The sequence below is a fragment of the Nocardiopsis sp. NPDC055824 genome, assembly GCF_053616335.1.
Map to the genome: position 1 here is coordinate 1 of NZ_JBSHDN010000165.1, position 15,284 is coordinate 15,284.

At 72.1% G+C, this 15,284-nt stretch carries 8 protein-coding genes and 1 pseudogene; 6 read left to right on the top strand and 3 right to left on the bottom strand.

What is annotated here, in order from left to right:
* Window positions 1-60: 60 nt before the first annotated feature.
* The 3 genes from ACWGL3_RS24825 to ACWGL3_RS24835 form a co-directional block, all read right to left on the bottom strand.
* A complete protein-coding gene (locus ACWGL3_RS24825; protein WP_267946502.1) occupies window positions 61-1,275 on the bottom strand; it encodes a thioester domain-containing protein in 1,215 nt (404 codons plus the stop codon).
* Between the two features lie 617 nt (window positions 1,276-1,892).
* Window positions 1,893-3,104: a thioester domain-containing protein gene (locus ACWGL3_RS24830; protein ID WP_452461844.1), complete on the bottom strand. Its 1,212-nt coding sequence runs from the start codon at window positions 3,102-3,104 to the stop codon at window positions 1,893-1,895.
* Window positions 3,105-3,514: 410 nt separating this feature from the next.
* A complete protein-coding gene (locus ACWGL3_RS24835; protein WP_267946500.1) occupies window positions 3,515-4,690 on the bottom strand; it encodes a Cys-Gln thioester bond-forming surface protein in 1,176 nt (391 codons plus the stop codon).
* Between the two features lie 318 nt (window positions 4,691-5,008).
* Between ACWGL3_RS24835 and gatB the strand changes: the two genes are divergently transcribed.
* The 6 genes and pseudogenes from gatB to serA all read left to right on the top strand — a co-directional run bounded on the left by gatB (window position 5,009) and on the right by serA (window position 15,210).
* Window positions 5,009-6,505: an Asp-tRNA(Asn)/Glu-tRNA(Gln) amidotransferase subunit GatB gene (gatB, locus tag ACWGL3_RS24840; protein ID WP_267946499.1), complete on the top strand. Its 1,497-nt coding sequence runs from the start codon at window positions 5,009-5,011 to the stop codon at window positions 6,503-6,505.
* A 439-nt stretch (window positions 6,506-6,944) separates the two neighbouring features.
* Window positions 6,945-9,650, top strand: coding sequence for a putative bifunctional diguanylate cyclase/phosphodiesterase (locus tag ACWGL3_RS24845; RefSeq protein ID WP_452461845.1), 2,706 nt, complete (start codon window positions 6,945-6,947; stop codon window positions 9,648-9,650).
* 368 nt (window positions 9,651-10,018) lie between these two features.
* Window positions 10,019-11,800: pseudogene (locus tag ACWGL3_RS24850) on the top strand (acetolactate synthase large subunit); the annotation flags it as partial.
* Between the two features lie 20 nt (window positions 11,801-11,820).
* Entirely contained in the window at window positions 11,821-12,345 is a 525-nt protein-coding gene (gene ilvN, locus ACWGL3_RS24855; RefSeq protein ID WP_267946497.1) for an acetolactate synthase small subunit, read from the top strand.
* A 115-nt stretch (window positions 12,346-12,460) separates the two neighbouring features.
* Window positions 12,461-13,456, top strand: coding sequence for a ketol-acid reductoisomerase (gene ilvC, locus ACWGL3_RS24860; RefSeq protein ID WP_267946496.1), 996 nt, complete (start codon window positions 12,461-12,463; stop codon window positions 13,454-13,456).
* Between the two features lie 164 nt (window positions 13,457-13,620).
* Window positions 13,621-15,210: a phosphoglycerate dehydrogenase gene (gene serA / locus ACWGL3_RS24865; protein WP_267946495.1), complete on the top strand. Its 1,590-nt coding sequence runs from the start codon at window positions 13,621-13,623 to the stop codon at window positions 15,208-15,210.
* Window positions 15,211-15,284: the final 74 nt, after the last annotated feature.

The window sequence follows — 15,284 nt, forward strand, 5'->3', positions numbered from 1 at the left end:
CGTGGTCTCCCACGGGGGCGGGCCCTCGGCCACGGCCGCCCGGAGGCGGCCGGAGGAGGACTAGGCGTCCAGGTCCTCGGAGCCGGCCGCCGCCTTGCGCTTGCGGCTCAGGTAGACCGCTCCACCGCCGGCGCCGAGCGCGGCGATGCCCGCCGCGACCAGTCCGGCCAGGGCCCCGCCGGTGACCGGCAGGCTCGGCCGGTCACTGTCGTCGACGGGGGCCGAGGGCGTGTCGCTGGGCTCGACGCTGGGGCTCGGGGCCGGGGACTCCGGCGGGGTGGGCTCCCCGGACGGCTGCTCGGTGGGCCCCTCCGACGGCTCCTCGGTGGGAGGCGCGGTCTCACCGCCGCCCTCCCAGCTGGCGGAGGCGGAGGCGGACACGGTGGTCTCGTCGCCCTCGGCGGTGATCAGGGTCTGGGTGGGCTGGTCCGCCTCCTCGCCCTTGAACAGGCGGCCGGTCTCGACGCGGGCGGTGGCCTCCAGGGAGAAGGAGGCCTCGCCGGCGTCGGCGCCGGCGGGGACGGAGAAGCCGACCGTGTCGCCGTCGTCGACCGTGTCGACGGACTCACCGGTCGCCAGGTCGACCAGCTCGACACCGTCCGGCGCGGCCAGGGTCACGGGGACGCCGGTGGCGTTCGTGGCGATGGTGAACTCGCCGACGGTCTCGCCCGCGGTGCCGGAGGCGGTCTCGGGGGTGACGCTCAGGGCGGGGCCCGGCTCCTGGGGGAGGTCCTCCGCCGCCTCGAGGAGGTGGCGGTAGATCGCGGTCGTGTTGCCGTGGGCGCGGGTGAGCTCGGCGCCGTTGGTGAAGTGCCAGATCGCGGCCTGGGTCGCGGCGAGGGCCTGGGCCTCGGTGGTGCGGGAGTTCGCCTCCGCGGCCTCGGCCAGGGCGGCGGCGCTCACGGCGGGGTAGGAGTTCTGGAGGAGCCAGTGCACCTTGCCGGGCTCGGCGAAGTCGCCCTCACCCGGGTAGTTCGCCCAGGCGTCCTCCTTGTACCAGGCGCCTCCGCGGATGTCCGTCTCGAGGTCGATGCAGTACGTGGTGAGCACCGTGCCGTTCTCGAGCTCGAGATTGAAGAGGTTCGTGCCGACGCTCCTACCGTTCACGGTGATGGTCTCGCCCGTCTGGGCGTTGTCGACGTACTGGGCGCGGACGGAGCCCTCGTAGGTCTCGGCGGGGTCGGCGGCGGCCGGGGCGGCCAGGCCGAAGGCGAGGAACGCGGCGGCGGAGGCGGCCAGGGCCGTGCGGCCGGCGGCGCGGGGGAAGTGCGTCACATCATGTCCTGTCGTGGTTCTGCCGGGCGGCCCGGGGGAGCGGCGGGGTGCGCGGCGGTGCTGTCGGCCGGAACGTCCGGACTCGTGGGAGCGGAGGGAGGACCCTGACCCGGGACGGAGGGCCGGCAGGGCCGGGGCCGTGGGGCGCCCGGAGCTCCCGGGGCCCGGCAGAAGAGGTGTGTGTCAGACCGGTGTTCGTGGTGCGGTCCCGGCGGCGCCGACCTGGCGCGGCGGCATCCGCACGCCGGGACAGGTGTGGCCGCAGGGGTCCGACAATGAAGACGTCGGAGCGCCCTCTCCGGTTGTCCACACCCGGGAAACAGATCTGGCGGGAGCGTGAGCTCGGCCATAGCGTGGAAACAGGGGGGTCCCCGGGGCCCGCCCGCTTAGCGCTGCCCGCCCCCACCCTGCCCCGCTCCCGCACCGCCCGCGCGGCCCCGTCCCGCCCGACCCCCGCCGGATCCACCCGCCGGTCCCACACCGCCCCACCCGCGCCCGGCGTCCCGCCCCGGACCGTCCCCCCGCCTTCCCACCCCGCACACGCGAAGGGCCCGCCCGCGTGGTCTCCCACGGGGACGGGCCCTCGGACGCCACCGCCCGGAGGCGGCCGAAGGGGGCTAGCCCTCCAGGTCCGCGGCGTTGGCGGCCTTGCGCTTGCGGCTCAGGTAGATCGCTCCACCGCCGGCGCCGAGCGCGGCGATGCCCGCGGCGACCAGGCCGGCGAGCGCGCCACCGGTGACCGGCAGGGTCGGCTCGTTGCTGTCGTCAGCGGGGGCCGAAGGCGTCTCGCTGGGCGTCTCGCTGGGGCTCGGCGTCGGGGCCGGGGACTCCGGCTCGCTGGGCTCCTCGGTCGGCTCGCTGGGCTCGTCGGTGGGGGGCGTGGTCTCGCCGCCCTCCTCCCAGGTGGCCGACGCGGAGGCGGTGACCGTGGTCTGGCCGCCCTGGGCGGTGATCAGGGTCTGGGTGGGCTCGTCCGCCTCGCCCTTGAACAGGCGGCCGGTCGCGACGGTCGCGGTGGCCTCCAGGGAGAAGGAGGCCTCGCCCGGGGCGGTGCCCTCGGGGACGGAGAAGCCGACCGTGTCGCCGTTGTCGACCGTGTCGACGGCCTCGCCGGTCTCGATGTCGACCAGGGTCACGCCCTCGGGCGCCTGCAGGTCGACCGGGATGGCGGAGGCGTTGGTCTCGATGGTGAACTCGCCGACGGTCCCGCCCGCGGTGCCGGAGGCGGTGCCCGGGGTGATGCTCAGGGCGGCGTCGGGCTCGACGGTCTGCGGCAGGTCCTCGGCCGCGCCGACCAGGTACTCGTAGACGGCTGTGACGCCCTCGCTGTTGTCGCCGTCGAGGGTCATGCCGTTGCTGAAGTGCCAGATGGCGGCCTGGGTGCCGCCCAGGGCGTCGGCGTCGCTGAGGCCCTCGAACTCGGCCTCGGCGCCCAGCTCCGCCGCGCTCAGCGCGGGGTAGCCGTACTGGAGGATCCAGTGGACCTTGCCGGGCTCGGCGAAGTCACCCTGACCGGGGTAGTTCTCCCACTTGTCCTCGCGGTACCAGGCATCGCCGACGATGTTGGTGTGGTAGTCGATGCAGTACGTGGTGAGGAGGGTGCCGTCCTCCAGCTCCAGGTTGAACAGGCTGGTGCGCGCACCGCCGCCGTCCATGTTGACCCGGGTGCCGTTCTCGGCGTTGCCGATGTACTGGCCGCGGACGGAACCTTCGTAGGTCTCCACGGGCTCGGCGGAGGCGGGGGCCGCGAGGCCGAGGGCCAGGAACGCCGAGGCGGTGGCCGCCAGGCCCGCGCGCCCGACGGTGCGGGGGAATGAGGAGTTAGTCAAGTTGTGTCCCGGTGTCTTCTAGGGGTAACCGGATGGAGTGCCCGTCCAAGAGGCCGAACGGGCCGGTGGGACGGTTGCGGTGGACAACGGCGCACGACGCGTTCAGGGGATGTTCTGGATTCGCCGTGTTCGCTCGCCCGTTTCCGGGGTCACCACGTCGGGGTCGGGGACGCGGCGCCGTGCGGGGTGGGCGCGATCGTCCGGTGGGGCTCGCTGTGACGCGGGAGCGGGCCGCGCTCGCCGTGGAATGCCAACCGCCCGGCCGATACTAGCGACCCGCTTGGCCACTTCCAACCCGGTTCGACGAAAATGTGACGTGATACGGGCAGGAAAAAAACCGACCCGGACAAATCCGCATTATGACCCGAAGTTATGGATCGGGGACCGTGAGACAGGCGTGAGTTGTGGGATCAACCGCGACGTTTGCGGCCCAGAACCAGGATGAGCAGGCCGGATACCACCAGGGCGCCCGCGATGATGAGCAGCCCGGACAGCCAGGTGCCGGTGCGCGCCAAGCCCTCCCCGGGGATTCGGTCATCCGCTCCCGGGGGGGTCTCGACCCCGGTGGGAGCCTCGTCGGGGGCTTCGCCGAGGGCCGGGGGCTCCTGCGAGGGCGCGGGCTCCGGGGTCTCCTCGGGGCTCGGCTCCGCCGTCTGCTCCGGGTGCCAGGTGAACGTCGCGGAGGCCGAGCTCGTCGCCGAGACCTCCTCGGCGGTGATCAGCGGCTGCGTGCGCACGCCGTCCCGGCCGGTGAACAGACGCCCCTCCGGCAGGGACACGTCCTGGCCGAGCAGGTGCAGGGTCACCACCCCGGCCGGGACCGACGGGTCCACGTCGAGGAAGAGCTCGGCGCCGTCGTCCGCCTGGGTCACCTGGTCGCCGGCCCCGTCCACCAGCCACGCCGCCGGAGCGCCGCGGACCGAGACCTGCACGGGGTCCGCCGCGGAACTGTGCACCGTGAGCGGGCCGAGGGGTTCGTCGGGCGCGACCTCCTCCACGTGGGAGGGCGAGAGCTCCAGTGAGCGCGCGGTCGTGTGGTCGGCCGCCGCCCCGCTGCCCGCCACCAGGAACTCGTAGAGGGCGACGACCCCGAGGTCGTTCGCGGAGCGGTCCGGCTCCGCCCCCTCCAGCACGTGCCACAGGGCGGCCTGGGTGGCCGCGATGGCCCCGGCCTCGTCCAGCTGGACCAGGCCGGTCACCTGCGCCAGGAGACCGAGGTCGACCGCCGGGTAGGAGTGGGAGACGATCCAGTTCGCGCGGTCGGCGGGCGCGGGGGACGGGTCGGACCCCGTCCCCGTCCACCCGGGGTTGTCCGACCACGCCGACTCGACGTAGGCGGTGCGCGGCCGGACCTCCTCCTCCACCCGGGCCGCGTAGGCGCGGACCGAGGCCTCGTCGGCCACGCGCAGGCTGAAGAGCGCCGTGTCGACCTCCTGGCCGTCGGCGAGGACGAGTGCCGCCCCCTCGACGGGGTCGCGGTCCACACGTGAGAAGTCGTCGGCGTCGGCGGCGGGTGCGCTGACCAGAGCGCCTGTCAGGGCGGCCGAGGCCAGCAGCGCGGCGCACCGACGCAGGATGCCGGACATGCTCTTGCGCTCCCGTGCGAAGGGCGGAGGGCCCTCGGGGCCGACCGGCGAAATCATCTTCCTGGGGAACACAGACTAGTCGCTCAAGCACCCTGGGTGATCGGTCGACGCCTGGACAGCGGCCCAATCGTGTACTCGCCGTGACATCCGCGGGGGCGGACGGCGCCCCGGGCGCGCCTGCGGCGCGGGGCCGGGCACTCCACCCCCGGGCGCTCGGTAGGCTGACCTGGAAGGTATGTCCTCTACGGAAACGGGTTTGCGGCGATGGCCCACGCGGTAACTCCTAGCCCTGCCAAGAGCGGTGGCGAACCCACCCCGGTGGCCTACGAGCAGGCGCTGACCAGGTACGAGCCCGTCCTCGGTCTGGAGACCCACATCGAGTTGGGCACCGCCTCCAAGATGTTCTGCTCCTGCCCCACCGGCTTCGGCGCGGAGCCGAACACCCAGGTCTGCCCTGTCTGCCTCGCGTTCCCGGGTTCCCTCCCGGTGGTCAACGAGAAGGCCGTCGAGGGCGCGATCCGCCTGGGTCTGGCGCTGAACTGCTCCATCGCGCCCTGGGGCCGGTTCGCCCGGAAGAACTACTTCTATCCGGACATGCCGAAGAACTACCAGATCTCGCAGTACGACGAGCCGATCTGCGTGGACGGCCACCTCGACGTCACCGTCGACACCCCCGACGGCCCGCGCGAGTTCCGCGTGGAGATCGAGCGCGTCCACATGGAGGAGGACACCGGCAAGACCTCCCACGTGGGCGGGGCGACCGGCCGCATCCACGGCGCCACCTACTCGATCGTCGACTACAACCGCGCGGGCATCCCGCTGCTGGAGATCGTCACCCGGCCCATCACCGGCACCGGCGAACTCGCGCCCCTGGTGGCGCGCGCCTACGCCGCCGAGCTGCGCGACCTGGTCCGCTCCCTGGGCATCTCCGACGTGCGCATGGAGGAGGGCTCCATGCGCTGCGACGTCAACGTGTCCATCCAGCCGGTCGGCACCGCCGAGTGGGGCACCCGGAGCGAGACCAAGAACGTCAACTCGCTGCGCTCCGTCGAGCGCGCCGTGCGCTCCGAGATCGAGCGCCAGGCGGGCGTCCTCGACGCCGGGCACAGGGTCGTGCAGGAGACCCGCCACTTCCAGGAGAACACCGGCCGCAGCATCTCCGGCCGCTCCAAGGAGGAGGCGCAGGACTACCGGTACTTCCCGGACCCCGACCTCGTCCCGGTGGCCCCGACCGAGGAGTGGATCGAGGAGCTCCGCGCCACGCTGCCGGAGCTGCCCGCCGCCCAGCGCGCCAGGGTCAAGGCCGAGTGGGACCTCAGCGACACCGAGCTGCGGGACCTGGTCAACGCCGGTGCGATCGAGCTGGTCGAGGCGACCGTGGTCGCCGGTGCCCCGTCCGCCGAGGCGCGCAAGCTGTGGCTCAACGAGCTGTCCCGCCGCGCCACCGAGCAGGAGGTCGAGCTGGGCGCCCTGCCCATCACGCCCGCCCAGGTCGCGCGGATCATCTCCCTGGTCTCCGAGGGCACGCTGACCAACAAGCTCGCCCGCCAGGTCGTGGAGGGCGTGCTGGCCGGTGAGGGCGGGCCCGACGAGGTCGTCGAGGCGCGCGGCCTCCAGGTCGTCAGCGACGACGGCGCGCTGGGCGCCGCCGTGGACGAGGCCATCGCCGCCAACCCGGACGCCGCCGACAAGGTGCGCGGCGGCAAGCTCGCCGCGGCCGGCGCCCTGGTGGGCGCCGTCATGAAGGCGACCCGGGGCCAGGCCGACGCCGGACGCGCCCGGGAGCTCATCCTGGAGAGGCTCGCCGGGGCATGACCCCCTTCCGGGCCGGTCGGGCGACGACCGGCCCGGTCCCTCCCGGAGCCGGTCCGCCCGCCGTGCGGCGGGTCCCGGCGCCGCCGGGGCGCGGCGGGCCGGGAGGGGGGCCCACGGCGCGTCGCGCGCGCGGCGCGAGGCCCGCGCGCCATGGTGACTCCGGGTCACCATTCTGTCGTCATCTCTCATCCGGTCCTCAATCGCTGTGTGACCTTGGTTGCGTAGGGTTGCGACGCACGGGGGCGTGCGCGGTCGCTCCGGCCGCCCCGCCGCCGGGCTCGTCCCGGTCCCGCGAGAACCCGGGCGGCAGACCGCGGTACCTGGCGCTGTGCCGCGCCGGTACTCGAACGACGCGAGGTGGGTGCTCCATGTACGAGGAGAGAGCGCGACGGCGGCTGCGTGCCGCGACGGTCGCGACACGCCCGCGGGGAGGTCGGTGATGGGAACCCGGGCACGCCGTCTGTGGACCTTCGGCCTGGGCGTGCTGTTCCTGGTCTACGTGGCGGCGGCGTTCGTCCCGCTGGGGTCGACCACCGTCACCGCGGCGTTCGCCGAGTGGCCGACGGCGCTGGCCGCGGGCGTCGCCGGACTCTCCCTGCTCCTGGCCTCGCGGCGCTGGGCGGCGACCGGGGCCGACCGCGACGCGCACGTCGACGGGGCCGACGGCCCGGCCGCGCTGCGGCACCTCGGGTTCGCCGCGCTCGCCTGGTGCGCGGGTGGCGTCACTCACGGTCTGACCCGGCTCTTCAGTTCCAGTTCGGTGCTCTCGCTCACTCTGGGTGATCTTTTCGCGCTCGCCGCGCTGCCACTCTTCGTGGTGGGGTTCACCCGGTTCGCCCCCTGGCCGGGCGGACTGCGCACCGCGATGCGCCACATCACCGACAGCTACGTGTGCGCCGCCGCGGTGTTCTCCGTGGTGTGGCTGCTGCTGTTCTCCCCCCTCTACGAGGAGCTCGGGGAGGGCGCCGGGTTCCTGGGGTTCGCCCTGGTCTACCCGGTCGCCGACATCGTCGTCCTGTGCCTGCTCGTCCCGCTGGTGTTCATGTCGCCGCACAGCACGCGGCGCGCGGTGCTGCTGGCCATCGGGGCGCTCATCGTCATCGCCGGTTCGGACATGATCGGCGCGCTCACCCGCCTGACCGGGGTCCCCATCGCCGGGGGCGTCGAGCACCCGATCAAGTTCCTGGGCTTCGCCCTCCTGGGCGCCCTGCCGTGGCTGATCGAGCACCGGCCGGGCGCCGATCCCCGCCGGATCACGGGGAGGGGCCTGTACCGGTTCGCGCCCGAGCTGGCGGCGGTGGGGGCGGTGGCCGTCGCCGCCGTGGTGCTCACGGTGGCCGGGGTCCGGCTGTCCGGGGTGGCCCCGGTGCTCCCGCTGGCGGCGGGGACCGCCGTGATCGTGCTCCTGGTGCGGGTCCTGGGCATGCTGGAGGAGAACGCGACCCTCGCCCGCATGGTCCGCAACCGCGAGGGCCACTTCCACGAGCTGGCGCGCAACAGCGGGGACGTCATCCTCATCCTCGACCGGGACGGGGGCGTGTTCTACGTCAGCCCGGGGACGGCCGAGGCGTTCGGCTACCGCCTGGACGACGTGCTCGCCGCGCCCGTCACCGCGCTGATCCACCCCGAGGACCTCGCGCGCACGAAGGCCGTCACGGACCTGTTCACCGAGCGCGGCTCGCAGGGCGTGCACCTGCGGCTGCGGGTGCGGGCCGCCGACGGGACCTGGCGGCACACCGAGTCGACCGCCTCCCTGTACGAGCAGCCGGGGGAGCCCGACCGCCTGCTGGTGACCACCCGCGACATCAGCGCGCAGGTGGCCCTCCAGGACGAGGTGGAGCACCTGACGTTCCACGACGGGGTGACCGGGCTTCCCAACCGGGCGTACCTGGAGGAGCGGGCCAGCGACGTGCTGGCGCACAGGGCGATCAGCGAGGAGCCCACCGAGGACATCGCGGTGATCTTCCTGGACCTGGACGGGTTCACGTCCGTCAACGACTCGGCGGGCCACGTGCGCGGGGACCACCTGCTGGGCCAGGCGGCCCGCAGGCTGCGCGCCGAGGTGGACTCCAACGCCACCCTGGCCCGGTGGGGCGGCGACGAGTTCGCGGTCCTGGTGGAGGGGGTGCCCCGGGCCCAGCGGGTGGTCGACCTGGCCGAGCGCCTGGGCCGCGTGATCGCCTCCGAGCCCTTCCAGGTGGCCGACCGGGACATCATGCTGACCGCCAGCACGGGGGTGGCCTTCGCGGAGCCCACCACCGACAGCGGCGAGCTGCTGCGCAACGCCGACGTGGCCATGACCAGGGCCAAGGAGCGCGGCGCGGGGCACGTGGAGGTCTACGCCGCCCACATGCACGACATGGTGGTCTCCCGCCTGGAGCTGCAGATACGCCTGCGCGAGGCGCTGGCCAACGGCGACTTCTTCCTGGAGTACCAGCCGGTCGTCGACCTGGGCACCTCCCAGGTGACCTCGGTGGAGGCTCTGGTGCGCTGGGACCGCGACGGGGAGGCGGTCGGTCCGGACGCGTTCCTCGGCGCCGCCGAGGAGTCGGGGCTGATCGTGCCGCTGGGGGAGTGGATCCTCCGCGAGGCGTGCGAGAAGGTCGCGGTGTGGCGGCTCTCGGACTGGGACATCGGCCTGTCGGTCAACCTGTCCGTGAAGCAGGTCCTGTCGCCCCGCTTCATGGAGACGGTGGCCGGCGTCCTCGCCGAGACGGGGCTGTCCTCCGACGTGCTCACCCTGGAGGTGGACGAGGAGGTCCTGCTGGACGACGGCGGCGAGGCGGTGCAGCGCCTGGCGGAGCTCCGGGAGCTGGGCGTGCGGCTGGCCATCGACGACTACGGCATGGGCTACGCGTCGCTGGCGCACCTGCGGCGGCTCAGCGTGGACGCGATCAAGATCGACCCGTCCTTCATCGCCGACCTCGGGCGCGACGACACGGTCACCCTGCTCACCCACACGATCATCCAGCTGGGCCGCGACCTGGGGGTGCAGGTGGTGGCGGAGGGCATCGAGCGCCCCGAGCAGCTGGAGCAGCTGAGGGCCATGGGCTGCGACCACGGCCAGGGCTTCCTGGTGGCCCGTCCGATGCCCGCGAGCGGCGTCGAGTCCCTCGTCGGGGGGGAGGCCGGGGTCAACCTCTGACCCCGGACGCGCCCCCCGACCCCCGGTCGCACACGACCCCCGCCACGTGTTCTGTGTTACACGCGGTGGGGGTCTTGTGGTGGTTGGTCCAGTTCAGAAGGGCTTCTCAGTGAGGGGCGCGGTCGCATGCTGACATATGAGTCTCACATAATGAGACATTATGTCGTTCTTGTTGACGGGCGGCCCCTCCGTCGGCCAATGTGGTCAACGTGCAGAACACCTCCCTGATCCTCGTACTTGGTCGGCGCGCAGCCCACTGAGTTTCTTCTGCTGCGCGCCACCCCTCAACCGCCACAGGGCGGTGGGGGTTTTTTTATTGCCAGGCAGGGACCAGACCCACCAAGCCAGAGCCCCAGCACCGCTCTGGAACCTCGCTGAAGGATCTTGAGATGACCGAGCAGATGACCGGCGCCCAATCGCTGATCAGGTCGCTGGAGCAGGTCGGCGTTGACACTGTCTTCGGGATTCCCGGCGGTGCCATCCTCCCGGCCTACGACCCGCTCTACGACTCGGCCGAGGTGCGCCACATCCTCATGCGCCACGAGCAGGGGGCCGGGCACGCCGCCGAGGGCTACGCCTACGCGACCGGCCGGCCCGGGGTGTGCATGGCCACCAGCGGGCCCGGCGCCACCAACCTGGTGACCCCCCTCGCCGACGCCCACATGGACTCGGTCCCGATGGTCGCCATCACCGGGCAGGTCGCGGCCCCCATGATCGGCACGGACGCCTTCCAGGAAGCCGACATCTGCGGCATCACGATGCCGATCACCAAGCACAACTTCCTGGTCAAGAACGCCCGCGACATCCCCCGGACCATCGCCGAGGCCTTCCACATCGCCTCCAGCGGACGCCCCGGGCCGGTCCTGGTCGACATCTCCAAGGACGCGCTCCAGGCCTCCGCCGACTTCGTCTGGCCCGAACGCCTCGAACTCCCCGGCTACCGGCCGGTCACCAAGCCCCACGGCAAGCAGGTCCGCGAGGCGGCCCGCATGATGGCCGAGGCCCGCCGCCCCGTCCTGTACGTCGGCGGCGGCGTCCTGCGCGCCGGCGCCGCGGCCGAGCTGCGCGTCCTCGCCGAGATCACCGGCGCCCCCGTCGTCACCACGCTGATGGCCCGGGGCGTCTTCCCCGACAGCCACCCGCAGTTCGTGGGCATGCCCGGGATGCACGGCGACGTCAGCGCCGTCGGGGCCCTCCAGAAGGCCGACCTCATCGTCGCTCTGGGCGCGCGCTTCGACGACCGCGTCACCGGCAGGCTCGACAGCTTCGCCCCCGACGCCAAGATCGTCCACGCCGACATCGACCCGGCCGAGATCTCCAAGAACCGCCACGCCGACGTGCCCATCGTCGGCGACTGCCGCGAGGTCCTCGCGGACATGGTCGTGGCCGTCCGCGCCGACCAGGAGAAGGGCCGGCAGGGCGACTACGAGGCCTGGTGGCAGCAGCTCAACCGCATGCGCACCACCTACCCCAAGGGTTACGAGGCCTCCGACGACGGCAGCCTCTCCCCGCAGGCCGTCATCCAGCGCCTGGGCCAGATCGCCGGCCCGGAGGCCACCTACGTCGCGGGCGTCGGCCAGCACCAGATGTGGGCCGCCCAGTTCATCGACTACGAGCGCCCCGGGTCCTTCGTCAACTCCGGCGGGCTCGGCACCATGGGCTTCTCCGTCCCCGCCGCCCTGGGCGCCAAGGTCGGCGACCCCGACCGGGTCGTCTGGTCCGTGGACGGCGACGGCTGCTTCCAGATGACCAACCAGGAACTGGCCACCTGCGCCATCGAGGGGATCCCCGTCAAGGTCGCGGTGGTCAACAACGGCAACCTGGGCATGGTCCGCCAGTGGCAGACCCTCTACTACGAGGGCCGCTACTCCAACACCGACCTCCAGACCTCGCCCCGGGACGAGAAGGTCCGGATCCCCGACTTCGTCCGCCTCGCGGAGGCGTACGGTTGTGTCGGCCTGCGCTGCGAGCGCGCCGAGGACATCGACGCCACCATCGAGAAGGCCATGGCGATCGACGACGCACCCGTCGTCGTGGACTTCACGGTCAACCACGACGCCATGGTCTGGCCGATGGTCGGCCCCGGCGTCAGCAACGACAACATCCAGTACGCGCGCGACATGGCGCCGAACTGGGAACACGAGGACTAAGAGGAGAAGGCCGAACCACCATGAGCAGTCACACGCTTTCCGTTCTGGTGGAGGACACCCCGGGTATCCTCGCCCGCGCCTCCTCCCTCTTCTCCCGCCGCGGCTTCAACATCGACTCACTCAGTGTCAGCACCACCGAGTACCCAGGACTGTCCCGGATGACAATCGTGGTCAACTGCGACCTCCACCCCTTGGAGCAGGTGACCAAACAGCTCAACAAGCTGGTCAACGTCGTCAAGATCGTGGAGATGGACACCACCGCGTCGGTCCGGCGCGAGCTCCTGCTCGTCAAGGTCAAGGCCGACGCGTCGAGCCGCACCCATGTGCTTCAGACGGCCGAGCTGTTCCGCGCGCACATCGTGGACGTCAGCCCGGACGTCGTCGTCATCGAGGCCGTCGGCGACCCGGAGAAACTCGATGCCCTGGTGAGGAACCTGGAGCCGTTCGGCATCAGGGAGCTCGTCAAGTCAGGGCTGGTCGCCCTGGGCCGCGGGCCGCGGTCGATCACCGACCGTTCCCTCCGCACCGTCGACCGCAGCGCCTGAGGCCGCCGGGCGCCCGGGAGGGCGCCGGAGCCGCGGGCCCTCCCGACCGACCGGCGGGCGCGGACGACCGCCCACCCCGACCCCACACGTACGCAAGAACAAGGAGCATTCCCAAGTGGCAGCACAGATGTACTACGACGACGCCGCGGACCTCGCGCTCATCCAGAGCAAGAAGGTCGCCGTGATCGGCTACGGCAGTCAGGGGCACGCGCACGCGCTGTCGCTGCGCGACTCGGGCGTGGACGTGCGGGTCGGCCTCGCCGAGGGCTCCAAGAGCCGCGCCAAGGCCGAGGAGGAGGGCCTGCGCGTCGTCACCCCCGCGGAGGCCACCCGCGAGGCCGACGTCATCATGATCCTGGTCCCCGACCACATCCACCGGGACCTGTACGCCGAGGAGATCGCGCCGAACCTGGAGGAGGGCAACGCCCTGTTCTTCGGCCACGGCTTCAGCATCCGCTACGGCCTCATCAAGCCGCCCGCGGGCGTGGACGTGGCCATGGTCGCCCCCAAGGGCCCGGGCCACCTGGTCCGCCGCCAGTTCGAGGCCGGGCGCGGCGTGCCCTGCCTGGTCGCGGTCGAGAAGGACGCCAGCGGACAGGCCTGGGACCTGGCCCTGTCGTGGGCCAAGGGCATCGGCGGCACCAAGGCGGGCGTGATCCGGACGACGTTCACCGAGGAGACCGAGACCGACCTGTTCGGTGAGCAGGCCGTGCTGTGCGGCGGTACCGAGGAGCTGGTCAAGGCCGGTTTCGCCACCCTGGTCGAGGCGGGCTACCAGCCGGAGATCGCCTACTTCGAGTGCCTGCACGAGCTCAAGCTGATCGTCGACCTCATGTACGAGGGCGGCATCTCCAAGATGAACTGGTCGGTGTCCGACAACGCGGAGTACGGCGGCTACACCCGCGGCCCGCGCGTCATCACCGAGCAGACCCGCGAGGAGATGCGCAAGATCCTCGGCGAGATCCAGGACGGCTCCTACGCCAAGGAGCTCATGGACGAGTTCGACGCCGGCCAGCCGACCTTCAAGAAGCGCCGCGAGGCCGAGCAGAACGAGAAGATCGAGAAGGTGGGCGCCGAACTGCGTCCGCTGATGAGCTGGCTCAAGGCCTAGGGGACCGGGCGAGGACCCCGTGAACCGGGGGCAGGTGGACTACACCACCTGCCCCCGTCGGGCTTCCCTACCCGGGCAGTAGACTTTTGATCGGCCGTCCCACCCGATCCGGGCAGTGCCAACCACCTGCGCGATCGGGTCGCACCACCCGAAAAGGAACCGTTGTGCCCAAACCCGTCGTACTCGTAGCGGAAGAACTCTCGCCCGCCGGAATCGCGCTGCTCGAAGAGGACTTCGAGGTGCGCCACGTCAACGGCGCCGACCGGTCCGAGCTCCTGCCCGCCCTCGCCGACGTCGACGCCCTGATCGTGCGCAGCGCGACCAAGGTGGACGCCGAGGCCCTGGCCGCGGCCTCCCGGCTCCAGGTGGTCGCCCGCGCGGGCGTCGGCCTGGACAACGTGGACGTGGACGCCGCCACCAAGGCGGGCGTCCTGGTGGTCAACGCCCCGACCTCCAACATCATCAGCGCCGCGGAGCAGGCCATCAACCTGCTGCTGGCCAGCGCCCGCAACACCGCCCCGGCCCACAACGCCCTCATCAACGGCGAGTGGAAGCGGTCCAAGTACACCGGCGTCGAGCTGTACGAGAAGACCGTCGGCGTCGTCGGCCTCGGCCGGATCGGCGCCCTCGTGGCGCAGCGCCTGTCGGCCTTCGGGACCAAGGTCATCGCGTACGACCCGTTCGTGCAGCCCGCCCGCGCGGCGCAGATCGGTGTGGAGATGACCACGCTGGACGAGCTGCTGGAGCGCTCCGACTTCATCACCATCCACCTGCCCAAGAACAAGGACACCCTGGGCCTCATCGGTGACGAGGCGCTGAGCAAGGTCAAGCCGACGGTGCGCGTCATCAACGCCGCGCGCGGCGGCATCCTGGACGAGGACGCGCTGTACCGGGCCCTGAAGGACGGCCGTGTCGCCGGTGCGGGCATCGACGTGTTCGCCAAGGAGCCCTGCACGGACAGCCCGCTCTTCGAGTTCGAGAACGTCGTGGTCGCCCCCCACCTGGGCGCGAGCACCGAGGAGGCGCAGGAGAAGGCCGGCACGCAGGTCGCGCGCTCCGTCAAGCTGGCGCTGTCGGGCGAGTTCGTGCCGGACGCCGTGAACGTGCAGGGCACCGGAGTGGCTGAGGAGATCAAGCCGGGCCTGCCCCTCACCGAGAAGCTCGGCCGGGTCTTCACCTCCCTCGCGGGCACCATCGCCAGCCGCATCGACGTCGAGGTGCGCGGCGAGATCGCCGCCCACGACGTGAAGGTCCTGGAGCTGGCCGCCCTCAAGGGCGTGTTCGCCGACGTGGTCGAGGACACGGTGACGTTCGTCAACGCCCCCCTGCTCGCGAAGGAGCGCGGTGTCGAGGTCAACCTCGTCACCAGCGACGACAGCAGCGACTGGCGCAACCTGATCTCGGTGCGCGGCGTCCTCGCCGACGGCACCCGGGTGTCGGTGTCCGGGACCCTGACCGGCCCGCGCCAGATCGAGAAGCTGGTCGAGATCAACAACTACACCATGGAGATCGGCCTGGCCGAGCACATGGTGTTCCTGGCCTACGAGGACCGCCCCGGCGTCGTCGGCAAGGTCGGCGCCCTGCTGGGCGACGCGGACGTCAACATCGCGGGGATGCAGGTCATCCGGGACCAGGAGGGCGGCAAGGCGCTGATCGCGCTCACCGTCGACTCCGCCGTGCCCGAGGAGATCCTGTCGTCGATCTCGGGCGAGATCGACGCGGACATCAGCCGCCAGATCGACCTGGAGGACTAGGGCCCGCGGCAGAACCGCGGGGCCGCGCCGCGACCACGGCACAGCCTGGAGGGCCGCTCCCACCGATCGGTGGG

Coding starts and splice junctions, on each gene's coding strand:
- ACWGL3_RS24835 (WP_267946500.1), bottom strand. CDS start 4,690: ATGTCCGGCATCCTGCGTCGGTGCGCCGCGCTGCTGGCCTCGGCCGCC.
- ACWGL3_RS24845 (WP_452461845.1), top strand. CDS start 6,945: ATGGGAACCCGGGCACGCCGTCTGTGGACCTTCGGCCTGGGCGTGCTG.
- ilvN (WP_267946497.1), top strand. CDS start 11,821: ATGAGCAGTCACACGCTTTCCGTTCTGGTGGAGGACACCCCGGGTATC.